Source organism: Pseudomonas sp. C9-3 (assembly GCF_032392015.1).
Taxonomy (GTDB): Bacteria; Pseudomonadota; Gammaproteobacteria; order Pseudomonadales; family Pseudomonadaceae; genus Pseudomonas; species Pseudomonas nitroreducens.
On the sequence record NZ_CP135919.1, the window covers coordinates 3,633,872 to 3,658,026 of the forward strand.

Genomic DNA, 24,155 nt, shown 5'->3' on the forward strand with positions numbered 1-24,155 from the left:
GCGTTAAAGAAAAGCCGCACGCCTTTGCAGGCCGTGCGGCTTCTTTCGTCGGGGAACCGACGACTACGTCTTATGCCTGGTGGGCAACGATGTAGTCGATGGCTTCCTGAACGGTGGTGATCTTTTCGGCTTGCTCGTCGGGGATTTCGGTCTCGAATTCCTCTTCCAGAGCCATCACCAGCTCAACGGTGTCAAGGGAGTCGGCGCCCAGGTCTTCGACGAAGGAAGCGCTGTTGGTGACTTCTTCTTCCTTAACGCCGAGTTGCTCAGCAACGATCTTCTTGACGCGTTCTTCGATGGTGCTCATACCTTGTTTTCACTCCTATGGACAATCCGTACAGCTGGGCTGCGGGTAAGTGTATAGAAAGGGATTTCTGCATTTCAAGCTGAACGCTGACGCCCCTTCCGGCAATCCAGATGCTCTGCCTATTCCAGCGTCACAACGCTTGGAGAACTTTAGACAGCGCATATGACATCGCCACGAAGGAACTCGTCACATCAGCTCATGTACATTCCGCCATTCACCGGTACCGTGGCACCCGTTACATAAGCTGCGCCCTCGGAAGCGAGGAATGCTACCACTTTGGCGATCTCTTCGGCTTGTCCCAGTCGACCCAGCGGAATCTGACCGAGCAGTGCTTCACGTTGGGCTTCCGGCAACTCGCGGGTCATGTCGGTGTCGATGAAGCCCGGAGCGACCGCGTTGACAGTGATAGCACGGGAACCGACTTCGCGCGCCAGGGCACGGGTGAAGCCTTCCAGGCCGGCCTTGGCCGCCGCGTAGTTGGTCTGCCCGGCATTGCCCATGGCACCGACGACCGAACCGATATTGATGATGCGACCCCAGCGCGCCTTGGTCATGCCGCGCAGTACGGCTTTCGACAGACGGTAGAGGCTGTTGAGGTTGGTGTTGACCACATCGAACCACTCATCGTCTTTCATGCGCATCAGCAGGTTATCGCGGGTGATGCCTGCGTTATTGACGACGATAGCCGGTGCGCCAGACTCTTTCTGGATGGCCTCGACCACGGCGGTGACGGACTCGTCATTGGACACATCGAGCACCATGCCGGAGCCCTGGATACCGTTTTCCTTGAGGTACTCTGAAATCTTCTGCGCGCCGGACTCGCTGGTGGCAGTGCCGATCACGGTGGCGCCCATGCGGCCCAATTCCAGAGCGATGGCCTGGCCGATACCACGGCTCGCGCCGGTAACCAGGGCAACCTTACCTTGCAGACTCATGCCTTATCTCCTGTTCAAGCCAGAGCCACGCGGGCCGCGCCAAAGGCGTCCGCGGAATCCAGGTTGTGGGTGGTCACGCCCTTCGCGCAACGCTTGTTCAAACCAGCCAGCACCTTGCCCGGGCCGCATTCGACCAGATCGGTCACACCTTTCTCGGCCAGCAACTGGACGCTCTCGACCCAGCGTACCGGGCTGTACAGCTGCGCCAACAGGTCGCGCTTGAGCGAAGCCAGATCAGCTGGAACCTGGGCGGTGACGTTCTGTACCAGGGCAATCTGCGGCATCTGCCACTGAACGGCCTCGACCGCCTCAGCGAAACGCTCGGCAGCCGGACGCATCAGCTCGCAGTGCGACGGCACGCTGACCGGCAGCGCAACGGCACGCTTGGCGCCACGCACCTTGCAAGCCTCAATGGCGCGCTCGACGGCCTTGGCCGCCCCCGCGATCACCACCTGGCCCGGCGCGTTGAAATTCACGGCACTGACCACTTCGCCCTGGGCAGCTTCGACGCAAGCAGCGAGCACATCAGCATCTTCCAGGCCGAGAATGGCAGCCATGCCGCCGGTACCGGCGGGAACAGCTTCCTGCATCAATTGGCCACGGCGCTCGACCAGCTTTACCGCGTCGGCGAAGGCCAGGCTGCCAGCAGCAACCAGAGCGGAATATTCGCCCAGGCTATGGCCGGCAACATAAGCCGGCTGCACGCCACCTTCGGCCAGCCACAGGCGCCATAGGGCGATGGAGGCCGCAAGGATCGCGGGCTGGGTCTTGTCGGTCTGATTCAGGCGCTCTTCAGGGCCCTCCTGGACCAGGGCCCAGAGGTCATAACCCAGGGCGGCGGAGGCTTCGGCGAAGGTTTCGCGTACGGTGGCGTGCTGGGCACCCAGTTCGGCAAGCATGCCGAGCGATTGCGAACCTTGACCGGGGAATACGAAGGCGAGGGATGCGGACATTGCAACAGGTCCCTTTTGTCTATGTCGTCAAATGGATAGCGCCGGCGAGAGCCTGGCGCATTGAACTGACAGTTGGATGACGGTCTGACGACCGCGGTCACACATTAGAGCAGATGTTCCAATCGGCCATGCAGCCGCTGGGGCAGATTCTCGCGAACCTCCAGCAGCGCACGACGCAAGGCACTCTGAATGCCCTCTTCTTTCGCACTGCCGTGACTCTTAACCACGATGCCCTGCAACCCCAGGAAACTCGCGCCATTGTGCTGGGACGGCGTCAGATCGCCCCGCAGACGGCGCAGGAAAGGCATCGCCATCAAACCGACCGCCTTGGCCGGCAGGCTGGAATTGAACAACTCTTCCAGGCGCGCCGCGACCATCGCCGCCAGGCCTTCGCTGGACTTGAGCAGGATATTGCCGACGAAGCCGTCGCAGACCACCACATCGGCCAACCCGCGATACAGGCCATCGCCTTCGATGTAGCCGATGTAGTTCACGCCGCGCGCCTGCTGCAGAAGGCTGGCCGCCAGCTTCACTTGCTGGTTGCCCTTGATGTCTTCGGTGCCGACATTCAGCAGCGCGACCCTGGGGTTGCTCTTGCCCAACGCTTCCGCAGCGACGGCGCCCATGACGGCGAACTGGTAGAGATGCTCGGCGCTGCAGTCGACGTTGGCGCCCAAATCGAGCAGATGGCAGTGGCCGGCCTGCGTCGGCACTGCAGTCACCATCGCCGGGCGGTCGATGCCGGGCAGGGTCTTGAGCAAGTAGCGGGACAGCGCCATCAGCGCACCGGTATTGCCGGCACTGACGCACGCATGGGCCTTGCCATCCCGAACCAGTTCGAGGGCAACACGCATGGAGGAGTCGGGCTTGCCACGCAACGCCTGTGACGGACGCTCGTCCATCGTGACGATTTCGCTGGCGTGATGGATGTGAAGACGCTGGCGCTCGGCCGGGGACAGGCCGCGCAGGTGTTCTTCTAGCAGAGGAGCTTGGCCGACGAGGACCAGCTGGAGGGAAGCATATTCGGCCAGAAAGGAAATACAGGCCGGAACAATGCAGTGGGGACCGTAGTCCCCACCCATTGCATCAATCGCGATGATTGGTGCGGACAAAGATTACTCGTCAGAGCCTTTGTCTACGACCTTGCGGCCGCGATAGAAACCGTCCGGGGAGACGTGGTGGCGCAGGTGAACTTCACCGGTGCTCTTTTCCACGGACAGAGCGTTCGCGTCCAGGGCATCGTGCGAACGACGCATGTCACGAGCGGAACGGGATTTTTTGTTCTGCTGAACAGCCATGATTGATTAACTCCTAAACGTTTGGGTCACGCTTCAACTGCGCCAGTACGCTGAACGGATTGGGCCGTTCTTCGACGTTCTCGCTCGGTTCGGGCGCTGTAGCGTATCCCACCGGCTGCTGGCAATCCTCAGGGTCATGGACCGGCACGATGGGCAAGGCGAGCAGCAACTCGTCCTCGGCCAGCGAGGTCAGGTCGATGGGGTCATCCCCCACCTCCAATGCATCGTAGCCACTGGGCAGATCATCGATCGACTTGCCTTCCGGAATGATGACGTAATCATACGCACCACCCACATGGAAGTTGGCCGGCTCGAGACAGCGCTGGCATACCATGCTCACCTCGGCGTCGAGTTCGACGTGCATGACCGCCAGCTTCTGCTGATCACGGAAGAAGGAAAACTTCGCGTGAATCTTGCCATCACTGCTGGTCAGTTGCTCGTTGAGACGTGGCATCTTGGCGATCGGCAGCTCACCTTCGAGGGTGGCGGCGCGCTCTACCAATTTGCGCGGATCAACGTGAGGTGGTATCGGTCCATTCAACATAAGCGCGCCATTATAGGGATGCACCCGAAGCTGTCAAAGGAAATTAGCCATAAACCGCTGTATGGACAGACCTTTTCGCTAGAATCGCGGCGACGCACCGAAGGAGTTATCCATGCTACCCCTGATCCTGGCTTCCAGCTCGCCCTATCGCCGCGAACTGCTGCAGCGCCTGCGCCTGCCGTTCGAATGCGCCAGCCCCGACATCGACGAAACACCGCTGCCAGGCGAAAGCGCCGAGCAACTGGTGCGCCGGCTGGCGGAAAGCAAGGCGCGAGCTCTCGCCCAGCGATATCCCAACCACCTGATCATCGGCTCGGATCAGGCCGCCGTAAATGGCAGCAGGATACTCGGCAAGCCCCACACCATCGAACGCGCTACCGAACAACTGAAAGACGCCAGCGGCAAGAGCGTGAGCTTCCTCACTGGCCTCTGCCTGCTGAACAGCCAGAGCGGCGCGGCGCAGGTCGACTGCGTGCCATTCACCGTGCACTTCCGCGACCTCGACGAAGCACGCATCCGCCGCTACCTCGAGGCCGAGCAACCTTTCGACTGCGCCGGCAGCTTCAAGGCCGAAGGCCTGGGCGTCAGCCTGTTCCGCACCACCGAAGGCGAGGACGCCACCAGCCTGATCGGCCTGCCGCTGATCCGCCTGGTGGACATGCTGCTCGCCGAACAGGTACCCGTGCCCTGAAAAGAAGACCTGACCCGCAGTGCCTGAAACGAAAAGGCCCGGCAATCGCCGGGCCTTTTCCTTCCTTATATAAGGAAGAGCACTCAGCGCAGCGCTGGCCCCTGGAAGCCCATCCACATGGCCATCCGCTCGGCGACACTGGCACCAAGCTTCTTGGTGAAGCGATCGAAGGCGGTTTCCTGGACGGTATAGTCCACGATTTCCTTCTCCTTGATGACTTCGCGCGCCACGTAGCTTGAGCTGCCCAGGCCATCGATCAGCCCCAACTGCAGCGCCTGCTCACCGGACCAGATGAGGCCGGAGAACAGCTCCGGGTGCTCCTTGTCCTTAAGGCGGTCGCCACGACCCTTCTTCACGCTATCAATAAACTGCTTGTGCGTGACGTCCAGCACCTGTTGCCAGAAGGCGGTTTCATCCGCTTTCGGCGGCTGGAACGGATCGAGGAAGGCCTTGTGCTCACCGGAGGTATAGATTCGACGATCCACACCCAGCTTCTCCATGGTGCCGACAAAGCCGAAAGTGGCCGCCGTCACGCCAATAGAACCGACTAGGCTGGCCTTGTCCGCGTAGATCTGATCGGCAGCGCTGGCAATGTAGTAAGCACCGGACGCCCCCAGATCACTAATGACGGCGAAGACCTTGATATCCGGATGCTCACCACGCAGGCGCTTGATTTCATCGTAGATATAGCCGGACTGTACCGGGCTGCCACCCGGGCTATTGATGCGCAGGACGATACCCTTGGTGCCGGCATCCTCGAATGCCGAGCGCAGCGCACCAACGATGTTGTCGGCACTGGCCGCCTCGTTGTCGGCGATCATGCCTTTCACTTCGATCAACGCGGTGTGGCTGGCGCTGCGCGAGGCAGACTTGGAAAGGCCACTGAAGGGACTGAACAATGCCAGCGCGCCAAACAGGTAGACAAAAGTCAGCAACTTGAAAAAGATGCCCCAGCGGCGCGACCGGCGCTGCTCCTGGACACCAGCCAGCACAGCCTTCTCCAGCAGCTTCCAGCTCTTGTCGTCGCCCGCCGCAGTTTGTGCTGCCTTGCTATCGTCCGCCTTCCATTCATCCGACATCAGTTGCCTACCTCGAGCACTGGTTTGACCGAGCGCCCGGCGAGCCAGGCGCGCAATTCATTGAAATGATTCACTTCCAGCGCCGGAGCATACTCCCGAAGGACCTCCAGCGACTGAGCACCATAGCCCACCGCCACAGAATCCATGCCAGCTCGGCGCGCCATTTCCAGATCGAAAGGCGAATCGCCCACCATCAGCGCGTCACGGGCATCGACCCGGCAATGCTCGAGAATCTCATGCAGCATGCGCGGATCCGGCTTGCTCGCCGACTCATCGGCGGCGCGAGTGACATCGAAGAAGTCCGTCCACCCCTGCCCCGCCAGCACACGATCCAGCCCACGGCGGTTCTTGCCGGTGGCGACCGCCAACTGGTAGCCCGAGCTCCGAAACTCAGCCATTGCCTCGGCCACGCCGGGGAACAACGGCGAAGGCTGCACCTCCAGACTCAAATAGTGATCGCCGTAATCCCGACGGAAACGATCCAGCGGCTCGCCTTCTTCGACCTCGGGATACAGCGTCTGAATAGCCTCCGGCAGCCCAAGACCGATGATGCCCTTGATCGCCGCCTCGCTACGCACCGGAAGACCGGAACCTACCGCCGCCACCCGCATCGCCTCGACGATACGACCGATGGAATCCACCAGCGTGCCATCCCAATCGAAGATCAGCAGGGAATACTCACGCATCCAGACGCTCCACGGTACGCTGCCAGATATCGTCCACCGGCGCCTCCAGCTCCAGCATCGAGCCGTCGGGCATCGGTACTCGCAGGAACGCGGAATGCAGGAACAGGCGCTTGCCGCCCAGCTCGCGGATCTCGCGAGAGAAATCCTCGTCGCCGTACTTGGGATCGCCGGCAATGGAATGACCGGCATGCTTGGCATGCACACGGATCTGGTGGGTGCGACCGGTAATCGGGCGCGCCTCCACCAAGGTGGCAAAATCACCGAAGCGGCGCAGCACCTTGAACTCGGTCAGCGCTTCCTTGCCCTCGGGATTCACTTCCACCACGCGCTCGCCGGAGCGCAGGTTGTTCTTCAGCAGCGGCACGGCAATCTGCTTCTTCGCCGCCGGCCAGTTGCCGCGCACCAGGGCATGGTAACGCTTGTCCACGATGCGCTCGCCGCGCAGGGCGTCGTGCAGGTGACGCAGCATGCTGCGCTTCTTGGCGATCATCAGCAGGCCGGACGTATCACGATCCAGGCGATGCACCAGCTCCAGGTCCTTGCACTCCGGGCGCAGTTGACGGAACGCCTCGATGACCCCGTAGTTCAGCCCACTGCCGCCGTGCACGGCGATACCGGTGGGCTTGTTCACCACGATCAGCGCCTTGTCTTCGAAGACAATGGCAGCCTCCAGGCGCTCGAGCAGCCCCTGCGCCAGCGGCACCGGCTCGTCGCGCTCGGCCAGGCGCAGCGGCGGGACGCGTATCACGTCACCCGCCTGCAGCTTGTACTCGGGCTTGATCCGGCCCTTATTGACCCGCACCTCACCCTTGCGAAGGATGCGGTAGATCAGGGTCTTGGGCACGCCCTTGAGCTGGGTGCGGAGGAAATTATCGATTCGTTGGCCGGCATACTCCGGCGCGACTTCAAGCAGCTGGACGCCGGAAGTCGGAGGGGCGGGATTAGTCATTCGAATATAATAACAATTTTTCATTCAATTGAAGCACTTAATCATTGCTGCTATATTCGGGAGGCCGCCAAAAGTGGCCAGGCCTGCGGATGATCGCGTAATCGCCGTCCCCAACCGCCTGCAAACACATTGAAAGGACACCAGGCAGTCCCCGGAAGCGTTGCAACGGCCCGAGCGATTCTCGCGCCGACAGCGCCTCGAAACCCAGGCCTTGAGACATGACCACGGCAACCAAGGTCGCCGTGATAAAAGCCAACCCCGCTCCCGGATTCAGCGAGTGGCACCCGGCTCTTAGGGAAATGTGCAGGGCGGAGATGCTCAACTGTCGGATTGCGTTGCGTTCATGCCTTGAACGCATGCCTTGAACGTAGACGCACTTATCGTCCGCATCTGACAGTCAATTCCTCCTCCTGATGAGTGCTTGTTCTTACACAACAAGCAGGAAACGTAGTCGCGGCACAGCAGATCTATCCTGCTGCCGCTGGACACTGGAATGGTCCGCCATTCCTGAGTACGTGCCTTAGCACCGACCGTGAGAGTCGTGTGTGCCGATCGCCGTTTCCGGTGGCCCCGGAAACCATTGGTACTACATGAAAAGAATGCTGATCAACGCGACTCAACCCGAAGAGTTGCGTGTAGCGCTGGTAGACGGCCAACGCCTGTTCGACCTGGACATCGAGTCCGGCGCACGCGAACAGAAGAAGGCCAACATCTACAAGGGCCGCATTACCCGCATCGAGCCGAGCCTCGAGGCTGCATTCGTCGACTTCGGCGCCGAACGCCACGGCTTCCTCCCCCTCAAAGAAATCTCCCGCGAATACTTCAAGAAGAACCCCGAAGGCCGCATCAACATCAAGGACGTCCTGAGCGAAGGCCAGGAAGTCATCGTCCAGGTCGAGAAAGAAGAGCGTGGCAACAAGGGCGCCGCCCTGACCACCTTCATCAGCCTCGCCGGCCGCTACCTGGTGCTCATGCCCAACAACCCGCGCGCTGGCGGCATCTCCCGCCGCATCGAGGGTGAAGAGCGCAACGAACTGCGCGAAGCCCTGAACGGCCTGACCGTTCCCGGCGACATGGGTCTGATCGTCCGCACCGCGGGCCTGGGCCGCAGCTCCGAAGAGCTGCAATGGGACCTGGACTACCTGCTGCAACTGTGGGGCGCCATCAAGGAAGCCTCCGGTGAGCGCAGCGGCCCGTTCCTGATCTACCAGGAAAGCAACGTCATCATCCGCGCCATCCGCGACTACCTGCGCCAGGATATCGGCGAAGTGCTGATCGACAGCCTCGACGCCCAGGAAGAAGCCCTGAACTTCATCCAGCAGGTCATGCCGCAGTACGCTAGCAAGGTGAAGCTGTACCAGGACAGCGTACCGCTGTTCAATCGCTTCCAGATCGAGAGCCAGATCGAAACCGCCTTCCAGCGCGAAGTGAAGCTGCCGTCGGGCGGCTCCATCGTCATCGATCCGACCGAAGCCCTGGTGTCCATCGACATCAACTCGGCGCGCGCCACCAAAGGCGGCGACATCGAGGAAACCGCCCTGCAGACCAACCTGGAAGCGGCCGAGGAAATCGCCCGCCAACTGCGTCTGCGTGACATCGGCGGCCTGATCGTCATCGACTTCATCGACATGACCCCGGCGAAGAACCAGCGCGCCGTGGAAGAACGCGTCCGCGAAGCCCTGGAAGCCGACCGTGCCCGCGTCCAGGTCGGCCGCATCTCGCGCTTCGGCCTGCTGGAAATGTCCCGCCAGCGCCTGCGTCCGTCCCTGGGTGAAACCAGCGGCATCGTCTGCCCGCGTTGCAACGGTCAGGGCATCATCCGCGACGTCGAGTCCCTGTCGCTGGCCATCCTGCGCCTGATCGAGGAAGAAGCCCTGAAGGACCGCACCGCCGAAGTTCGTGCGCGCGTGCCGTTCCAGGTTGCCGCCTTCCTGCTCAACGAGAAGCGCAACGCCATCACCAAGATCGAGCTGCGTACCCGTGCACGCATCTTCATCCTGCCGGACGACCACCTGGAAACTCCGCACTTCGAAGTCCAGCGCCTGCGCGACGACAACCCCGAATTGCTGTCCGGCCACGCCAGCTACGAGATGGCCCCGGAAGAGCACGAGGAAGTCCAGCCGGTCAGCGCCACCCGCACCCTGGTTCGCCAGGAAGCCGCGGTGAAGACCGTTTCCCCGCAGACCCCTGCCCCGCAGCAGACCGCCGCCGAAGCACCGGTTGCCGAAGCCACCAAACCCATGCCTGAGCCGAGCCTGTTCCAGGGCCTGGTGAAGTCGCTGGTGGGCCTGTTCGCCGGCAGCAAGCCGGAGCCGACCCCGGTGGTCGCCGAGAAACCGGCTACCGAGCGCAGCGAAGGCCAGGGCGAGCGTCGCAACGGCCGCCAGCAGAATCGTCGCCGCGACGGTCGTGACGGCGGTCGCCGTGATGACGAGCGCAAAGAACGCGGTCGTCGCGAAGAGCGCGGCGACCGCGCCGAACGCCCGGCCCGCGAAGAGCGCCAGCCGCGCGAAGAACGTGCAGATCGCCAACCCCGCGAGGAGCGTCAGCCGCGCGAAGAGCGTGCCGAGCGTCAGCCGCGCGAGGAACGCCAGCCGCGTGAAGAGCGCGCCGAACGTCAGCCCCGCGAAGAACGCCAGCCGCGTGAAGAACGCGCCGAGCGCCAGCCGCGCGAGGAGCGTCAGCCCCGCGAAGAGCGTGGCGAGCGCGCCGAGCGTCAACCGCGTGAAGAACGCCAGCCGCGCGAAGAGCGCCAGCCTCGCGGTGAGCGTGGCGAGCGCGCCGAGCGTCAGCCCCGTGAAGAGCGTCAACCACGTGAAGACCGTCAGGCTCGCGATGCGGCCGCCCTCGAGGCAGAAGAGCTGCCGAACGAGGAACTGCTGGAGCAACAGGACGACGAAGGTTCGGATGACGAGCGTCCGCGTCGCCGCTCCCGTGGCCAGCGCCGCCGCAGCAACCGCCGCGAGCGCCAGCGTGAAGCCGGCGTGGATGGTGTTGAAGGTGAAGTGACTGGCGCCGAAGGCACTGCCGAGCAGGCTGCTTCCGACACTCCGTCGCCCGCCGCCATGGTCGCTGCCGCCGCTACCGCCGTTGCCGTAGCCGAAGCTGCTGGCGAGCAGGAGCAACCGGCTGCCGAAGCCCAGGTCGAGACCGTTGCGGTCGAGTCCGGCGTCGTCGAGGCCGTTCGCACCGAGAGCGCCCTGGAGCAGACCATCGAGTTCCTGGCCAAGCCCGCCGATCAGGCTGCCGAGCCGGTCGAGCCCGTTGAAGTGGTGGCTACCGAGCAGACCATTGCGGAAGAAGCGCCGACCCCGGCAGCTGAAGCCGTGATCGAAGCCGTCGCCCAACTGGTCGAAGAGCCCAAGGCAGAAGCTCCGGCCGCTGCCGAAGAAGCCCCGGCTGCTGTTCCGGCACCTGCCGAAGAGGCCGCCCCGGCCGTTCCGGCCAACGCTACCGGCCGCGCTTCCAACGACCCGCGCGAGCGCCGTCGTCAGGAGCGCCTGGCCCGCGAAGCCGCCGCTGCTGCAGCTGCTGCCCCGCAGGTCGAGCAGGCTCCGGTTGTCGAAGCGGTGATCGAGGAAGCTGCCGTCGTCGAAGCTGAAGTCGTGGCCGAACCGGCTGTCGACGTCACTGCCGAGACCGTTGTGGCCGAGGCGGTGAATGAAGCCGAAGCACAATCCGTAGAGCAGGCCGAGCCGGCTGCCGAACAGGTTGAAGGCGGCAAGGCCGAGAAGACCGAGGAAGAAGGTACCGTGGTTGAGAAACACCACAGCTGATAGCTTCCGAGCATGAAAAAGGGGATGCCTAGGCATCCCCTTTTTTATTGCCCTCAATGCGTAACCTCCCCCTTTGAGTAAGAGCGGACCCTGTCCGCGATTGGCTCGCCGTCGTGCCGATATCGCGGACAAACCCGCTCCTGCGTTCGGCCTGACTCAGCAGCTAGGGACGGTTCGCGAGCAAGCTCGCTCCTACAAGGCGCCGCCCTGATTTGCGCTGGTGAACAGGCACAAAAAAGGGATGCCGAAGCATCCCTTTTCCATCTGAAGCAATCTCAGTAGAGATTCGGCTCCATCTCCAGCTCCACGCCAAAACGCTGCTGGATGTCAGTGCGGATGCGCAGCGCCAGATCATGCAACTGCGACCCGGTAGCGCCGCCGTAGTTGACCAGGACCAGCGCCTGCTGCGCGTGGACGCCAGCAGCACCTTCGCGGAAGCCCTTCCAGCCTGCCTTGTCGATCAGCCAGCCAGCGGCCAGCTTGCTCTGGCCGTCACCCTGCGGGTAGGCCACCAGGTCGCTGTAGCGCTGACGCAGGGCCACTGCCTGATCCGCGGACACCACCGGATTCTTGAAGAAGCTGCCTGCATTGCCCAGCACGGCCGGGTCCGGGAGCTTTTCGCGACGAATCGCGCAGATCACCCGCGAGACATCGGCCGCCGTCGGCGCGGTCACGCCCTCCTCGTCCAGGCGTTGACGCACAGGACCGTAGTCCAGGTGCAGTTTTGCCACACGGCTCAAGGCGAAGCGCACACGCAGGATCAGCCAGCGACCGGGCTCGCGCTTGAAGCGACTCTCTCGGTAGGCGAAGGCGCAGTCCTCCAGGTCGAACTCGCGCAGCTCGCCCGTCTGGCGGTCCAGCGCGGTCAGGCCGGCGAACACATCCTTGATCTCCACACCATAGGCACCGATGTTCTGCATGGGCGCAGCGCCCACGGTACCCGGAATCAGGCTGAGGTTTTCCAGCCCTGCGAAGCCCTGGGACAGGGTCCAGCGCACGAAGTCGTCCCACACCTCGCCGGCTTCCGACTCGACCACCACACGCTCGCCATCATCACTGAGGACGCGAACGCCGCGGGAAGCCATGCGCAGCGCCAGCGCCTCGACGTCGCGGGTCAGCAGCAGGTTGCTGCCGCCGCCGATCACCAGCAGCGGCAGCCCTTTCTGCGCAGCAGCGGCAATACCTTCGCGCACTTCGATGTCGTCGTGGGCCTGGGCAAACCAGCGTGCCGCAACCTCGACACCGAAGGTGTTGTAGGGCTTGAGGGAAATGCGTTCTTGCAGTTGCAGCGTCACAGGCGCCCCTTCACTTCCGTCAGCAGGCCATCGCAGGCCCTTTCTACCAGGTCCAGCACCTGCTCGAAACCATCCTCGCCGCCGTAGTACGGATCGGGGACTTCGTCGATTTCCAGATCGTAGCGAGCCAGGAACAGGTCCAATTCGGCCTTGCCGCCGCTGCTGCGCAGCCGCTTCAGGTCACGCAGATTGGCGTTGTCCATGGCGAGCACCAGGTCGTAGCGGGAGAAATCCGCCGCGCTGACCTGCCGCGCCCGCAGGCCGGACAGGTCATAGCCACGGCGCAGCGCCGCGGCACGGGTGCGCGCATCCGGCGCCTTGCCGACATGCCAGTCACCAGTACCGGCCGAATCGATCTCCACCCGATCCACAAGGCCCGCTTCGCGGACCTTGTGGCGGAACACGCCTTCGGCGGTGGGAGAGCGGCAGATATTGCCCAGGCAGACGAACAGGACCTTCATCAGGCCCCCAGGATGCGCCGCACGCGCTCCAGATCTTCCGGGGTATCGACGCCGGCCTGCGGCGCTTCCAGGGCGTCCGCCACATGGATGCGCACGCCATGCCAGAGCGCCCGCAGCTGTTCCAGGCATTCGGTGTCTTCGAGCCAGCACGGCCCCCAGGCCACGAAATCACGCAGGAAGCGCGCGCGATAGGCGTAGATGCCGATGTGGCGGCGGTAGGGCACGTTGGCCGGCAGCGATTCGCGATCCACGGCAAAGGCATCGCGCGCCCAGGGCAGCGTGGCGCGGCTGAAGGTCAGTGCCAGGCCGCTCTTGTCGCTGACCACCTTGACGATGTTCGGGTTGAACAGCGCGGCCGGATCATGGATTTCCTCGCACAGGGTGGCGATGCCAGCCTCCGGATGCGCCGCAAGATTGGCCGCCACCTGGTCGATGATCGACGGCGGCACCAGCGGCTCGTCGCCCTGCACGTTGACCACGATGGCGTCGTCGGCCAGGCCCAACGCGTCGGCCACTTCCGCCAGGCGGTCGGTGCCGGAGTTGTGGTCGGGGCGGGTCAGCACCACCTGGGCACCGAAGCCCTGGCAAGCATCGAAGATGCGCTGGTCGTCGGTGGCGACCACCACCTGGGTGGCCGAGCTTTTGCCGGCCTGCGCCCAGACATGCTGGATCATCGGCTTGCCGGCGATGTCCTGCAGCGGTTTGCCGGGCAGGCGGGTGGAGGCGTAGCGCGCGGGGATGACGACGGTATAGGCCTGGCTCATGGGATTACTTGTCCAGACGCTCGTCGACGTTCAGGGTACGCGCCTCGCCTTCGAGCATCACCGGGATGCCGTCGCGCACCGGGTAGGCCAGGCCGTCGGCCTTGCAGATCAGCTCGGACTTGTCGTCGGTGAGCTTGAGCGGGCCCTTGCACAGCGGACAGGCGAGGATATCGAGGAGTTTCGGGTCCATGGTGCGTTCCTTGAGCTTGAAAGGATTGAAAGCTGGCGGCGCAGGTTACGACGTCGAATCAGCGGGCGACCAGGCGCTCGAGCTGGGCGTCGAACCAGGCGACGAAGGCCGGCGAGGGCTGCGCTTCGACGGCGAGGTACCACCAGTCGGGCGCGGCGAAGGACCGGCATTTCACCGCATCCTTCTCGGTCATGACCAGCGGCAGTTCCGGCGTGAAGCGCAGCTGCTCGGCGGTAAAGGCCGCATGGTCGGGGAAGGGATGCGGAATCGGCCGCCAGTTTAGCGCCTCGAGCGTCGTGAAGAAACGCTGCGGGTTGCCGATGCCGGCCAGGGCATGGAGTGCCTGACCGGCGGGGAAATGCTCGACGCCACGGCGTTCGCCGCTGGCCAGGTTGATCAGGGCAGATGGTCGCAGGACGAAGGAGAAGGCACCCGGCGGGTCGCTAGGCGCGCCGTTATGCAGCACGGCGTCAACTTCACCCAGGCGCTCGGCCGGCTCGCGCAGCGGCCCGGCGGGCAGGCAATGGCCGTTGCCCAGTCCGCGCGCAGCGTCGATCAGCACCAACTCCAGGTCACGGGCCAGGCGGTAATGCTGCAGGCCGTCATCGCAGAGGATCAGGTCCAGCGGTTCTTCGGCCAGCAGTGCGCGCACTGCGCTGGAGCGGTCCGGGTCGATCATCAGCGGCACGCCGCAACGGCGCACTATCATCAGCGGCTCGTCGCCCGCCTCTGCTGCCGACTGCTCCGCGCGCACGCGCCAGGGCGTCTGCGGCGGTTTGGCGCCGTAGCCGCGGCTGACCACGCCGACCTTCAGCCCACGGGCGCGGCAGTGCTCGATCAGCCAGAGGATCATCGGCGTCTTGCCGGTGCCGCCGACGGTGATGTTGCCGACCACGATGATCGGCACCGGCGCGCGATAGGCCGGCTTGGCGCCGGAGAGGAAGTCCTGCCGGCGGCCTTGGGCTACTCGCCGGTAGAGGAGTTCGAGCGGCCTGAGCAGGGCAAGGGCCGGGTGGCCCTTGTACCAGGCGTCGAGCAGGCGATCGGAGAACGCCATCAGGGGGTCTTCTTGTCCGCCCGGGACTCGATGGTGGTGATGCGCAGGTGGGTGAAGCCCAGCTTGCCTGCGGCATCCATCGCGGTGACCACGGACTGGTAGTCCACCTTGCCATCGGCGGTGATCACCACCGGCAGGCTGTTGTCGCCGGCAGATTCGCGCTGCATGGCGTTCATCAGGTTTTCCAGGTCGTCGCGCGCAAGGCTCTGGCCGTTGAGCGCGTAGTGACCCTCGAGGCTGATGGAGATTTCCAGCTGCTTGATCTCGGTGGCTTCGGGCGGCGTGCCGCTGACCGCCTCGGGCAGCTCGACCTTGAGCTGCGACGGCTTGGTGAACGAGGTGGCGACCACGAAGAACAGCAGCAGCACGAAGATCACGTCGATCAGCGACGCCAGGTTGATGAAGACGTCCTCGCGGGCCGCTCCGCCCGCTCTGCGGCGGAATTTCACGCTTTGCCTTCCTCGACGAAGTCGACTTCGCGGTCGCCCTGGGTCACTTCCACCAGCTTGATGGCTTCCTGCTCCATGGCAATGACCAGCTCATCGACGCGGCGCAGCAGGTAACGGTGGAAGAACACTGCGGGGATCGCCACGATCAGGCCGGCCGCGGTGGTGATCAGGGCCTTGGAGATGCCGCCGGCGAGCATCGGCGCGTTGGCCATGCCGTCGCCCATGAAGGCGCTGAAGATCTGGATCATGCCGAACACGGTACCCAGCAGGCCGAGCAGCGGCGCCATGGCGGCGATGGTGCCCAGGGCGTTGAGGTAGCGCTCCAGCTCGTGGATGACGCGGGAGGCGGCTTCCTCGATGCACTCCTTCATGATTTCGCGGCCGTGTTTGGAGTTGGCCAGGCCGGCGGCGAGGATTTCACCCAGCGGGGAGGATGCGCGCAGGTCCTTGAGGGCCTGGCTGTTCATCTTCTTGTCCTTGATCTGCTTCCACACCTGGCCGAGCAACTGCGGCGGGGCCACGCGGCCCAAGCGCAGGGTCCAGAGACGTTCGGCGACGATCGCCATGGCAGCGACGGAGCTCAGCAAGATCGGCAGCATCATCCAGCCGCCAGCTTTGACCAGTTCCCACACAGTGGTGAATCCCCTGAAAAAAAGTGGCGCCACTCTAGCACAGGGGCCGTGGCGAGCCGACCGCCCGAGGCTCAATTTTCCTGCCAGAAATGTGCGCCTTCCCGCACTCCCCCAAGCTCGCCATGGGCACCGAGGGTCAGGACCAGCGCGCCCCGCTCCTCCGTATCCTGAATCCGGATGCCCAGCGCGCGGAAGCGCTCGACGACCGACGGATGCGGGTGCCCGTAGGGGTTGTTGGCGCCGCGGGAAATGATCGCCGTGGACGGCCGGATCGCTCGCAGGAAGGCCGGCCCGGAGGAGCTGCGGCTGCCGTGGTGCCCGGCCAGCAACCAATCGATGTGTTCATCCGGATGCGCCGCCAGCCAAGCCAGTTCGGCGGATTGCGGCAGATCGCCAGTGAGCAGGATGCGCTCGCCATTGGCTTCGACCTCCAGCGCGCAGGAGCGGTCGTTGCTTTCCCTGGCGCCTGCCCACGTCCAACTGGAAAGGCGAATGTCATCGACAGTCCATTCCTCGATTCGGCAAGGTTGCGCCTGCAGCTCTGGCGCCAGCCTTTCCGGCTCGCCACTGATGACCTGCGCAGGCCGGAGCGAGCGCTTTACCGCCACCGCGCCGCCGGCATGGTCATTGTCCGCATGGCTGAGCATCAGCAGATCGAGCTTGCCGACGCCAAGACTGCGCAAGGTCGGCACCACCACTCGCTCGCCGATATCGAAATCTCCATTGCGCGCACCAGTGTCGTAGAGCCAGGTCTGGCTGCGGGTACGGATCAGCACCGAAAGCCCCTGCCCCACGTCCAGTACGCGGATCTCAGCCATGCCCGGCGCGGGTAGCGGAATGGTCGGCCAGAACACCGGCAGGAACATCGCCAGCCCGAGCGAGCGCAGCGGTACTCCCGCCGGCGCCAGCAGCAGGAGCGCACCGAGCATCGCCAGTAGCAGCGTCCAGGTCGGGGTCGCAACCGGCTGCCAGGCGGGTGCCAGTTCGGCCATCCAGCCCAACAGGCGGAACAGCCACTCCAGCAGGCCGCCGGACACCCACAGCAGGGCCTCGCCCAACCAGGGAATCCCCAGCGCCAGACTGCCCAACAGGGCGAGCGGAACCACGACCAGCTCCACCCAGGGCACGGCAATCAGGTTGGCGGCGACACCGGAAATGCTCAGTGGCAGGCCTAGCGCGATGGACGCCGGCAACAACCCGATCGCCATCAGCCACTGCGCGCGCAACCAGGTGCGCCAGGCCGTCCAGCGCCCCAGGCGGCCGGAGAAGCCGAAGATCAGCAAAGCGACCGCCGCGTAGGACAACCAGAATCCTGGCAGCAACACCACCAGCGGCTCAGCTACCAGCACGGCCAGCAACGCGCCGAGCAATGGCGTCCACAGGCCGCGATGGCGATAACGCAGGCGCCACAGCAGGACGATGGAGACCATGATGCAGGCCCGCTGCAACGGCACTTCGAAACCCGCCATCAGGCTGTAGGCCCAGGCGCCGCTGGCAGCCAGCAGGCAGGCGCAGGGCAACCAGGGCACACGGGATGGCCAGCAGCCCAGGCGCGCCAGCCCCGCCACGACGGCGTAGAGCAGGCCCGCCAGCAGAGAAATGTGTGAGCCGGAAATCACCATCAGGTGCAATGTTCCGGTGTCCTGCAGGATCTGCCAGTCCGCCGTGGTCAAGCCGGAAGCGTCGCCCAGTACCAACGCGGCAAGTGCGCCGGAGCGACCCTGGGCATCCACTGCCAGCAAGCGTTGGCGCCAGGCCTCACGCCAGGCGCGCGGGCCGCTGGAGGCTTCCAGGCGCTGGCCATCCTTTACGCTGCCGGTGGCGCCAATACGCTGGGCAGTGAGCCAGGCCTCATAGTCAAAGCCCGCCCCATTGGCCATGCCATGGGGACGCTTGAGCTTCACCGCCAGCCGCCAGCGCTCGCCGCCTTCTACCGGCGGCCCGCCGAACCAGGACAGGCGCAGTGTTGCCGGAACCTGCGCGCGCGGGCTGGAAACCTCGGAGAGCACGAAGCGCACTGAAGGCCCCGAACGATCCGGCAGGCCCTCTACCCTGCCCTCCAGCCACAGCGTGCGGCCGTCCAGCTCCGGCGCCAGCCGGTCATCCAGCGCCCACTGGGCCGATTGGCAGGCCCAGGCGAAGCCGAGCAGGAACAGCCCGACGAAGTAGCCGCGAGTGAACAACAGAGGCAAAGCGCACAGTGCGAGAAGCAGCAGAACCCAACCGGATGGAAGCGCCGGCAGCCAGCGCAGCGCCAGCAGTCCCAGGGCCAGAGCGAACATCCCTGCACGTGGCAACGACTTTATCCCCCAGCGCCACCGAGGCCTCGCACGACCACCGATCCGACAGGCCGGCGGCGGTTACACACGGACATAGTTGGCAACGAATGACTGTCACCTAGCTAGGCATAATGTGGCGTCGTCCGTCTGCCAGAGATTTCCTTCATGCCGCGCCGAATCTTCAAGCGCTACATGCCGGATCCGGAGAGCATCAGGAACCACAAGGGCCTGCGCTTTCTCGGACCGCTGATCCAGTCGCCCAACCTCTGGCACCTGAATCGCCGCTCCGTGTCCCGCGCCATGGGCATGGGGCTGTTCGCCGCGTTCATCCCGATCCCGCTGCAGATGCTGCTGGCCGCCTCGCTGGCCGTCTGGGTACGGGCCAACCTGCCGATCTCGGTCGGGCTGGTCTGGCTGACCAACCCGATCACCATGCCGCCGGTGTTCTACTGCACCTACAAGATGGGCGCCTGGATGATGGGCATTCCGGCGCGCGCCCTGCCCGAGCACCTGACCTGGGAGTGGATCAGCGGCGAGTTGTCGCTGCTCTGGCAGCCCTTCCTGCTGGGCTCGGTGATCTGCGGCATCCTGGTCGGCCTTCTCGGTTACCTGCTCACTGAGGGGTACTGGCGCTGGTGGATCGGCCGTAGCTGGCGGCGGCGTCGGGCGCTGCGGAATCTGCAGCGCGGGCTTTAGGCACTTCCTTGCAGGAGCGAGCCTGCTCGCGAACCGCCAAGCCCCGGAGCCGTGGACAGGTTTGTTCGCGAGCAAGTTCGCTCTTAGGGTGATCCCTGAAACGAAAAAGCCGCCCCGAGGGGCGGCTTTTTCATGGGCCGATGAATCACTCGTAGCGCAGTGATTCCGCCGGCTGGGTCGAGGCCGCGCGCCAGGCCGGGTACAGCGTGGCGAGGAAGCTCATCGACAGCGCGGCGACGCAGATCAGGACGATATCGCTGATCTGCGGGTCGGACGGCAGGTAGTTGATGAAGTAGATATCCGAATTGAACACGTGGGTGCCGGCGATGCGCTCCAGGGTCGAGACGATGGCGGTGACGTTGTACGCCGCCAGCACGCCCAGCACGCAGCCGATGACGGTGCCGATCAGGCCGATCACCGTGCCCTGCACCATGAAGATCGCCATGATCTGCTTCGGCGTGGCGCCCAGGGTGCGCAGGATGGCGATATCCGCGCGCTTGTCGGCCACCACCATGATCAGTGTGGCGATGATGTTGAAGGCGGCGACCGCAACGATCAGCAACAGCAGCAGGCCGATCATGGTCTTTTCCATCTTCATCGCACTGAACAGGCTGCCCTGGGTGTGGGTCCAGTCCACCGAGCGGTAGTCGTCGCCCAACTGTTTGGCGATGGCCGCACCGACTTCCGGCGCCTGGAACAGGTCTTTCAGGGCGATGCGCACACTCTGTACCTGGCCCGGTTGCCAGCGCAGCAGGCTGGCGGCGTCGTCTACGTGGATCAGCGCCAGGGTGCTGTCCAACTCGGCGCCGACCTTGAAGATACCGACCACGTTCAGGCGCTGCATGCGCGGGGTGATTCCGCCGGGCGCCGTGCTCGGCTCCGGCACGATCAGCAGCAGGCTGTCGCCGACATTGACGTGGAAGCGCCGCGCGGTGATCTCGCCGATGACCACGCCGAACTCGGTAGCCTTGAGGCCGTCCAGGCTGCCTCGAACCATGTGCTGGCCGATGATCGACACCTGGGTTTCCAGCGCCGGGTCGACGCCATCCACCTCGATGGGCTGCATCATCCCCTTATAGGAGAGCATGCCGTCGACCTCGGTGTAGGGCACCGCGCCGACGATCTTCGGGTTCTGCTTCGCCACCTCGGCCACATGCTGCCAGTCGTCCAGCGGGCCGCTGGTCTTCTGCAGCACAGCATGGGGGACCATGCCGAGGATCCGCGAGCGCATTTCCTTCTGGAAGCCATTCATCACCGAGAGCACCACGATCATTGCCAGCACGCCCAGGGCGAGGCCGATCATCGAGGTCAGGGAAATGAACGAGATGTAGTGGTTGCGCCGCTTGGCCCGGGTGTAGCGGGTGCCGATGAAGACGGACAGGGGTCTGAACATTCCGGTATCCCTCAGGCGGCGACCAGCCGACCCTCCTCCAGACGCAGCACACGGTCCATCTGCTGGGCGAGGTGGGTGTCGTGGGTCACCACCAGGAAGGCGGTGCGCAGGGACTGCGACAGCTCCAGCATCAGCTCCTGGATACCGTGGGCGGTATGCTGGTCGAGGTTGCCGGTAGGCTCGTCGAGCAGCACCAGCTTGGGCGTGTTCACCAGGGCGCGGGCGATGGCCACGCGCTGGCGCTCGCCGCCGGACAGCTCGGACGGCTTGTGGCTCAGGCGATGCCCCAGGCCCACGCGCTCCAGCAGCGCGGTGGCGCGCTGACGTGCCTCGGGGATCGGCGTCTTGCCGATCAGCAGCGGCATGCAGACGTTCTCCAGCGCGGTGAACTCCGGCAGCAGGTGGTGGAACTGGTAGACGAAGCCCAGCGCGCGGTTGCGCAGCAGGCCGCGCTGCTTCTCGTTTAGCGCCGACAGCTGCTCGCCGGCCAGCCAGACGCTGCCGGTGCTGGGCGTATCGAGACCGCCAAGCATGTTCAGCAGGGTGCTTTTGCCCGAGCCGGAGCTGCCGACGATGGCCACGCGCTCGCCGGGCAGCAGTTCCAGCTGCACGTTGGACAGCACTTCGACCGACTGCGGGCCTTCCTCGTAACGCTTGCCGAGGTCGCGGCAGCTCAGGACGGCCTGATCGTTGTTACTCATAACGCAATGCCTCCGCGGGCTGGGTGCGCGCCGCACGCCAGGCCGGATACAGGGTGGCGAAGAAACTCAGGATCAACGCGGCGCTGCAGACCAGGATCACGTCCTCGCTCATCAGTTGCGAGGGCAGGTAATCGATGAAATAGACGTCCGCGTTGAGGAATTTGTGGCCCAGCAACCGCTCCAGCAGGGCGATGGCCGAGCTGACGTTGAGCGCCGCGAGGATGCCCAGCACGCCGCCGATGAAGGTGCCGATGACGCCGATCACCGTGCCCTGGACCATGAAGGTCGCCATGATCTGCCCCGGCGTGGCGCCCAGGGTGCGCAGGATGGCGATGTCGGCCTTCTTGTCGGTGACGACCATCACCAGGGTGGAAATGATGTTGAACGCGGCGACCGCGACGATCAGCAACAGCAGCAGGCCGATCATGGACTTCTCCATGCGGATGGCCTGGTACAGGTTGCCGTGGCTGCGGGTCCAGTCACGGGCGAAGTAGTCGTTGCCCTTCAGGGTGCGGGCAATTTCCCAGGCAGTGCGCGGCGCCTGGAACAGGTCGTCGAGCTTCAGGCGCAGGCCTTCGACCTGGCCTTCCTTGAGGCGGCGCATGCGCGCCGCGTCGTCGATGTGGACCATCGCGACGTAGCCGTCCAGCTCGCCGGCGCCGACGTGGAAGGTGCCGACTACGGTGAAGCGCTTCATGCGCGGGAACATACCCGCCGGCGTGACCGAGACTTCCGGAGCGATGAAGGTGACCTTGTCGCCCAGTTTCACGCCGAGGTTCTTCGCCGCCTTGTCGCCGATCAGGATGCCGAACTCGCCGGGCTTGAGGCTCTGCAGCGAACCTTCCTGGAAAAACTGGTCGATGATCGAGACCTTGCTCTCCTCGTTCGGGTCGACGGCGTTGATCAGCACCTTCTGCACTGTGCCGCCGGCGCTGAGCAGGCCCTGCATCTGGATGAAGGGCGCGACCTCCAGCACGTTGGGGTGCTGCGTCTTGATCTGCCCGGCGATGCCTTGCCAGTCGGAAATCGGCTGGTAGGACTCGACCGTGGCGTGGGGCACCATGCCCAGCACGCGGGTACGCATCTCATGGTCGAAGCCGTTCATCACGGACAGAACCACGATCATCACCACCACGCCCAGCGCGAGTCCGATCATGGATGTGAGCGAAATGAAGGAAACGAAGTGGCTGCGGCGTTTGGCGCGTGTGTAGCGCGTTCCGATGTAGACGGAAAGTGGTCTGAACATGAGGGGCCGATTGAGAAGATGAAGAGTGCGTCGAGCGTCAGATCCTTCTGGCGTGCGACTTCCGTGTGGCGAGGCCGGGCAGGCGGCTTTACACTCAGACCATCACTGCCGCCGTGGGTTCGCCATGTCCACTCCAGACGCGGATAACCGCCGCGAATACTATCGTATTGAAGATACGCTCGCATTGGAATTTCGCCCGCTGCGCGAGGACGAAATCCAGTCGCAAGAAGTGCTTCAGGATGATTCCGCGCTGTTCAATCTGCTCAGCGACCTGCACCTGGCCGACTTCGAGTCGCAGCACCTGCTGCGGCATATTCACGAACGCGACCGCCCCCTGGCCAGCTATCTCAAGGTGATGAACAAGCGCATCGACCTGATCGCCCAGGCGCTCACCCAGAGCCTGCTCAGCGAGATCGGCCCGGCGCGCCGGGTGACGCTATCCGAAGGCGGCATCAACTTCCGCGATGCCCAGCCGCTCCCGGTCGGCCAGGACCTGGCGCTGAAGATCGTCCTGCTACCCCACGGTCTGGGCCTGCTGCTGCGCGCGAAGGTCACCCACTGCCAACAGCAAGCCGAGGGCGACTACGAGATCGGCACCGAATTCGAGATGCTCGGCGACGCCCCGCGTCAGCTGCTGGCTCGTCACATCCTCCAGCGCCAGGCACTGGAGCGCCGGCAGGCCAAGGCCCGCGAAGAATGAAAAAACGCATCTGCTTGCGCTACCTGCTGCTCCTGTTGAGCCTTGTCACCCCGCTGCCACTGCTGGCCGATACCCTCTCGATACCCGTGGGCGACCAGGGCGATCCGCATATCGTGCTGCCGAACCGCGGCGAGAGCCAGAAAGCCGTGCTGGAACGCTTCGGCTTGCCGGACGAGGAACACCCGGCGGTGGGCAAGCCACCGATCACCCGCTGGGACTACCGCGAATTCAGCGTCTATTTCGAGAGCGGGGTGGTGGTCGATGCCGTCCGCCAGCACCGCTCGCAGTACCTCAAGGACCTTTCACCGACTCCCAAGGAGCCCCAGTGACTCTGATCTATGGCCATCGCGGCGCCAAAGGCGAAGCACCGGAAAACACCCTGAACAGCTTCCTGCACTGCCTGGAGCACGGCGTGAAGCGTTGTGAGCTGGACCTGCACCTGTCCCGCGACGGCGAGCTGATGGTCATCCACGACCCGACGCTCAAGCGCACTACCGGTCGCCGCGGCAAGGTCTCCGAGCAACTGGCGGATGACCTGGTGACCATGGACGCCCGCGAAGGCGGCCCCGGCTGGTTGCGCCCCTGCCCGATCCCGCGCCTGGCGGAGCTGTTCGAGCGTTGCGAGTTCGAACACTGGCAGCTGGAAGTCAAAAGCGCGTCGAAGGATCGTGCCAGCCGCACGGTACAAGCGATCCACCAGTTGGTGGGCCGTTTCGGTCTGCGCGACCGGATTACCGTGACATCGAGCTCGCGCACGGTGCTGCGCGCGCTGGAGGAACTGGCGCCGGACCTGTCACGCGGGCTGGTGGCCGAATACGCCTGGCTCGACCCACTGAAGGTCGCCGCGCACTACGGCTGCGATCTGCTGGCGCTGAACTGGATGCTGTGCACCCCGGAGCGCCTGCTGAAAGCGCAGAAGCAGGGGCTGCATGTGTCGGTCTGGACGGTCAACGAGCCGGCCCTGATGCGCCGGCTCGCCGATTTTGGCGTGGATAGCCTGATCACAGACTTTCCCGGTTTGGCCACTGCCACGATCGGGAATCGCTGAGCAGGTTCCCCCCGACCGGCTCAGGC

At 64.4% G+C, this 24,155-nt stretch carries 26 protein-coding genes; 6 read left to right on the forward strand and 20 right to left on the reverse strand.

The window, feature by feature from the left end; genetic code table 11:
- Positions 1 to 70 precede the first annotated feature (70 nt).
- The 6 genes from acpP to RS899_RS16445 form a co-directional block, all read right to left on the reverse strand.
- Positions 71 to 307, reverse strand: coding sequence for an acyl carrier protein (gene acpP, locus RS899_RS16420; RefSeq protein WP_015477931.1), 237 nt, complete (start codon positions 305 to 307; stop codon positions 71 to 73).
- A gap of 191 nt (positions 308 to 498) precedes the next feature.
- Entirely contained in the window at positions 499 to 1,242 is a 744-nt protein-coding gene (fabG, locus tag RS899_RS16425; protein ID WP_054910754.1) for a 3-oxoacyl-ACP reductase FabG, read from the reverse strand.
- Between the two features lie 14 nt (positions 1,243 to 1,256).
- Entirely contained in the window at positions 1,257 to 2,195 is a 939-nt protein-coding gene (gene fabD, locus RS899_RS16430) for an ACP S-malonyltransferase (protein ID WP_315807601.1), read from the reverse strand.
- 104 nt (positions 2,196 to 2,299) lie between these two features.
- Complete coding sequence (plsX, locus tag RS899_RS16435; protein WP_409978022.1) at positions 2,300 to 3,307, reverse strand: phosphate acyltransferase PlsX; 1,008 nt, start codon at positions 3,305 to 3,307, stop codon at positions 2,300 to 2,302.
- 3 nt (positions 3,308 to 3,310) lie between these two features.
- The gene (gene rpmF, locus RS899_RS16440) at positions 3,311 to 3,493 is read right to left on the reverse strand and encodes a 50S ribosomal protein L32 (protein WP_009621425.1); all 183 of its coding nucleotides are present in this window, start codon (positions 3,491 to 3,493) and stop codon (positions 3,311 to 3,313) included.
- A gap of 13 nt (positions 3,494 to 3,506) precedes the next feature.
- On the reverse strand, positions 3,507 to 4,037 hold the full coding sequence (locus tag RS899_RS16445) for a YceD family protein (RefSeq protein ID WP_038803737.1): 531 nt from the start codon (positions 4,035 to 4,037) through the stop codon (positions 3,507 to 3,509).
- 112 nt (positions 4,038 to 4,149) lie between these two features.
- Between RS899_RS16445 and RS899_RS16450 the strand changes: the two genes are divergently transcribed.
- Positions 4,150 to 4,728 carry a nucleoside triphosphate pyrophosphatase gene (locus tag RS899_RS16450; protein WP_315807602.1) on the forward strand — a complete coding sequence of 193 codons (579 nt, stop codon included), beginning with the start codon at positions 4,150 to 4,152 and terminating at the stop codon, positions 4,726 to 4,728.
- A gap of 83 nt (positions 4,729 to 4,811) precedes the next feature.
- On the opposite strand, the gene RS899_RS16455 is transcribed toward RS899_RS16450, so the two are convergent.
- Genes RS899_RS16455 through rluC form a run of 3 tightly spaced genes read right to left on the reverse strand, consistent with a single transcriptional unit; the run spans position 4,812 to position 7,442 of the window.
- Complete coding sequence (locus tag RS899_RS16455) at positions 4,812 to 5,807, reverse strand: S49 family peptidase (protein ID WP_315807603.1); 996 nt, start codon at positions 5,805 to 5,807, stop codon at positions 4,812 to 4,814.
- A complete protein-coding gene (locus RS899_RS16460; RefSeq protein ID WP_315807604.1) occupies positions 5,807 to 6,493 on the reverse strand; it encodes an HAD-IA family hydrolase in 687 nt (228 codons plus the stop codon). Before RS899_RS16460 ends, RS899_RS16455 begins: the two co-directional genes overlap by 1 nt.
- A complete protein-coding gene (gene rluC, locus RS899_RS16465) occupies positions 6,486 to 7,442 on the reverse strand; it encodes a 23S rRNA pseudouridine(955/2504/2580) synthase RluC (protein ID WP_054910759.1) in 957 nt (318 codons plus the stop codon). Before rluC ends, RS899_RS16460 begins: the two co-directional genes overlap by 8 nt.
- A 590-nt stretch (positions 7,443 to 8,032) precedes the next feature.
- On the opposite strand from rluC, the gene rne reads away from it, so the two are divergent.
- Positions 8,033 to 11,218, forward strand: a complete 3,186-nt coding sequence (rne, locus tag RS899_RS16470; RefSeq protein WP_315807605.1) for a ribonuclease E — start codon at positions 8,033 to 8,035, stop codon at positions 11,216 to 11,218.
- 275 nt (positions 11,219 to 11,493) lie between these two features.
- Here rne and murB read toward each other — a convergent pair whose 3' ends face one another.
- The 8 genes from murB to RS899_RS16510 all read right to left on the reverse strand — a co-directional run bounded on the left by murB (position 11,494) and on the right by RS899_RS16510 (position 18,348).
- On the reverse strand, positions 11,494 to 12,513 hold the full coding sequence (murB, locus tag RS899_RS16475) for a UDP-N-acetylmuramate dehydrogenase (RefSeq protein WP_315807606.1): 1,020 nt from the start codon (positions 12,511 to 12,513) through the stop codon (positions 11,494 to 11,496).
- Positions 12,510 to 12,974, reverse strand: a complete 465-nt coding sequence (locus tag RS899_RS16480; protein ID WP_315807607.1) for a low molecular weight protein-tyrosine-phosphatase — start codon at positions 12,972 to 12,974, stop codon at positions 12,510 to 12,512. Before RS899_RS16480 ends, murB begins: the two co-directional genes overlap by 4 nt.
- On the reverse strand, positions 12,974 to 13,738 hold the full coding sequence (gene kdsB, locus RS899_RS16485; RefSeq protein WP_315807608.1) for a 3-deoxy-manno-octulosonate cytidylyltransferase: 765 nt from the start codon (positions 13,736 to 13,738) through the stop codon (positions 12,974 to 12,976). Before kdsB ends, RS899_RS16480 begins: the two co-directional genes overlap by 1 nt.
- 4 nt (positions 13,739 to 13,742) lie before the next feature.
- The gene (locus tag RS899_RS16490) at positions 13,743 to 13,928 is read right to left on the reverse strand and encodes a Trm112 family protein (RefSeq protein ID WP_009621404.1); all 186 of its coding nucleotides are present in this window, start codon (positions 13,926 to 13,928) and stop codon (positions 13,743 to 13,745) included.
- A gap of 58 nt (positions 13,929 to 13,986) precedes the next feature.
- Positions 13,987 to 14,985, reverse strand: coding sequence for a tetraacyldisaccharide 4'-kinase (gene lpxK / locus RS899_RS16495; protein ID WP_315807609.1), 999 nt, complete (start codon positions 14,983 to 14,985; stop codon positions 13,987 to 13,989).
- Positions 14,985 to 15,434: an ExbD/TolR family protein gene (locus tag RS899_RS16500; RefSeq protein WP_045211644.1), complete on the reverse strand. Its 450-nt coding sequence runs from the start codon at positions 15,432 to 15,434 to the stop codon at positions 14,985 to 14,987. Before RS899_RS16500 ends, lpxK begins: the two co-directional genes overlap by 1 nt.
- A complete protein-coding gene (locus RS899_RS16505) occupies positions 15,431 to 16,066 on the reverse strand; it encodes a MotA/TolQ/ExbB proton channel family protein (protein WP_315807610.1) in 636 nt (211 codons plus the stop codon). Before RS899_RS16505 ends, RS899_RS16500 begins: the two co-directional genes overlap by 4 nt.
- 71 nt (positions 16,067 to 16,137) lie before the next feature.
- On the reverse strand, positions 16,138 to 18,348 hold the full coding sequence (locus tag RS899_RS16510) for a DNA internalization-related competence protein ComEC/Rec2 (RefSeq protein WP_315807611.1): 2,211 nt from the start codon (positions 18,346 to 18,348) through the stop codon (positions 16,138 to 16,140).
- A gap of 162 nt (positions 18,349 to 18,510) precedes the next feature.
- On the opposite strand from RS899_RS16510, the gene RS899_RS16515 reads away from it, so the two are divergent.
- The gene (locus RS899_RS16515) at positions 18,511 to 19,041 is read left to right on the forward strand and encodes a DUF2062 domain-containing protein (RefSeq protein WP_054910766.1); all 531 of its coding nucleotides are present in this window, start codon (positions 18,511 to 18,513) and stop codon (positions 19,039 to 19,041) included.
- A 145-nt stretch (positions 19,042 to 19,186) separates the two neighbouring features.
- On the opposite strand, the gene RS899_RS16520 is transcribed toward RS899_RS16515, so the two are convergent.
- Genes RS899_RS16520 through RS899_RS16530 form a run of 3 tightly spaced genes read right to left on the reverse strand, consistent with a single transcriptional unit; the run spans position 19,187 to position 22,381 of the window.
- A complete protein-coding gene (locus RS899_RS16520) occupies positions 19,187 to 20,434 on the reverse strand; it encodes a lipoprotein-releasing ABC transporter permease subunit (protein WP_315807612.1) in 1,248 nt (415 codons plus the stop codon).
- Between the two features lie 11 nt (positions 20,435 to 20,445).
- Entirely contained in the window at positions 20,446 to 21,135 is a 690-nt protein-coding gene (lolD, locus tag RS899_RS16525; protein WP_024766679.1) for a lipoprotein-releasing ABC transporter ATP-binding protein LolD, read from the reverse strand.
- On the reverse strand, positions 21,128 to 22,381 hold the full coding sequence (locus RS899_RS16530) for a lipoprotein-releasing ABC transporter permease subunit (protein ID WP_045211653.1): 1,254 nt from the start codon (positions 22,379 to 22,381) through the stop codon (positions 21,128 to 21,130). Before RS899_RS16530 ends, lolD begins: the two co-directional genes overlap by 8 nt.
- Positions 22,382 to 22,505: 124 nt before the next feature.
- Between RS899_RS16530 and RS899_RS16535 the strand changes: the two genes are divergently transcribed.
- The 3 genes from RS899_RS16535 to RS899_RS16545 are packed head-to-tail and all read left to right on the forward strand — an operon-like array spanning position 22,506 to position 24,129.
- Entirely contained in the window at positions 22,506 to 23,081 is a 576-nt protein-coding gene (locus RS899_RS16535) for a PilZ domain-containing protein (protein ID WP_064979852.1), read from the forward strand.
- Positions 23,078 to 23,410, forward strand: coding sequence for a hypothetical protein (locus RS899_RS16540; RefSeq protein WP_054911329.1), 333 nt, complete (start codon positions 23,078 to 23,080; stop codon positions 23,408 to 23,410). The genes RS899_RS16535 and RS899_RS16540 overlap by 4 nt, the downstream gene beginning before the upstream one ends.
- Complete coding sequence (locus tag RS899_RS16545) at positions 23,407 to 24,129, forward strand: glycerophosphodiester phosphodiesterase (protein WP_024766683.1); 723 nt, start codon at positions 23,407 to 23,409, stop codon at positions 24,127 to 24,129. Before RS899_RS16540 ends, RS899_RS16545 begins: the two co-directional genes overlap by 4 nt.
- Positions 24,130 to 24,155: the final 26 nt, after the last annotated feature.

What these genes read in the sequence shown, in the direction of transcription:
- RS899_RS16490 (WP_009621404.1), bottom strand. Translation starts at nt 13,928, where the DNA reads ATGGACCCGAAACTCCTCGATATCCTCGCCTGTCCGCTGTGCAAGGGC.
- rpmF (WP_009621425.1), bottom strand. Translation starts at nt 3,493, where the DNA reads ATGGCTGTTCAGCAGAACAAAAAATCCCGTTCCGCTCGTGACATGCGT.
- fabD (WP_315807601.1), bottom strand. Translation starts at nt 2,195, where the DNA reads ATGTCCGCATCCCTCGCCTTCGTATTCCCCGGTCAAGGTTCGCAATCG.
- lolD (WP_024766679.1), bottom strand. Translation starts at nt 21,135, where the DNA reads ATGAGTAACAACGATCAGGCCGTCCTGAGCTGCCGCGACCTCGGCAAG.
- RS899_RS16450 (WP_315807602.1), top strand. Translation starts at nt 4,150, where the DNA reads ATGCTACCCCTGATCCTGGCTTCCAGCTCGCCCTATCGCCGCGAACTG.
- RS899_RS16480 (WP_315807607.1), bottom strand. Translation starts at nt 12,974, where the DNA reads ATGAAGGTCCTGTTCGTCTGCCTGGGCAATATCTGCCGCTCTCCCACC.
- rne (WP_315807605.1), top strand. Translation starts at nt 8,033, where the DNA reads ATGAAAAGAATGCTGATCAACGCGACTCAACCCGAAGAGTTGCGTGTA.
- rluC (WP_054910759.1), bottom strand. Translation starts at nt 7,442, where the DNA reads ATGACTAATCCCGCCCCTCCGACTTCCGGCGTCCAGCTGCTTGAAGTC.
- RS899_RS16535 (WP_064979852.1), top strand. Translation starts at nt 22,506, where the DNA reads ATGTCCACTCCAGACGCGGATAACCGCCGCGAATACTATCGTATTGAA.
- RS899_RS16510 (WP_315807611.1), bottom strand. Translation starts at nt 18,348, where the DNA reads ATGTTCGCTCTGGCCCTGGGACTGCTGGCGCTGCGCTGGCTGCCGGCG.
- RS899_RS16515 (WP_054910766.1), top strand. Translation starts at nt 18,511, where the DNA reads ATGCCGCGCCGAATCTTCAAGCGCTACATGCCGGATCCGGAGAGCATC.
- kdsB (WP_315807608.1), bottom strand. Translation starts at nt 13,738, where the DNA reads ATGAGCCAGGCCTATACCGTCGTCATCCCCGCGCGCTACGCCTCCACC.
- RS899_RS16520 (WP_315807612.1), bottom strand. Translation starts at nt 20,434, where the DNA reads ATGTTCAGACCCCTGTCCGTCTTCATCGGCACCCGCTACACCCGGGCC.
- acpP (WP_015477931.1), bottom strand. Translation starts at nt 307, where the DNA reads ATGAGCACCATCGAAGAACGCGTCAAGAAGATCGTTGCTGAGCAACTC.
- RS899_RS16460 (WP_315807604.1), bottom strand. Translation starts at nt 6,493, where the DNA reads ATGCGTGAGTATTCCCTGCTGATCTTCGATTGGGATGGCACGCTGGTG.
- RS899_RS16540 (WP_054911329.1), top strand. Translation starts at nt 23,078, where the DNA reads ATGAAAAAACGCATCTGCTTGCGCTACCTGCTGCTCCTGTTGAGCCTT.
- RS899_RS16445 (WP_038803737.1), bottom strand. Translation starts at nt 4,037, where the DNA reads ATGTTGAATGGACCGATACCACCTCACGTTGATCCGCGCAAATTGGTA.
- RS899_RS16455 (WP_315807603.1), bottom strand. Translation starts at nt 5,807, where the DNA reads ATGTCGGATGAATGGAAGGCGGACGATAGCAAGGCAGCACAAACTGCG.
- fabG (WP_054910754.1), bottom strand. Translation starts at nt 1,242, where the DNA reads ATGAGTCTGCAAGGTAAGGTTGCCCTGGTTACCGGCGCGAGCCGTGGT.
- lpxK (WP_315807609.1), bottom strand. Translation starts at nt 14,985, where the DNA reads ATGGCGTTCTCCGATCGCCTGCTCGACGCCTGGTACAAGGGCCACCCG.
- RS899_RS16530 (WP_045211653.1), bottom strand. Translation starts at nt 22,381, where the DNA reads ATGTTCAGACCACTTTCCGTCTACATCGGAACGCGCTACACACGCGCC.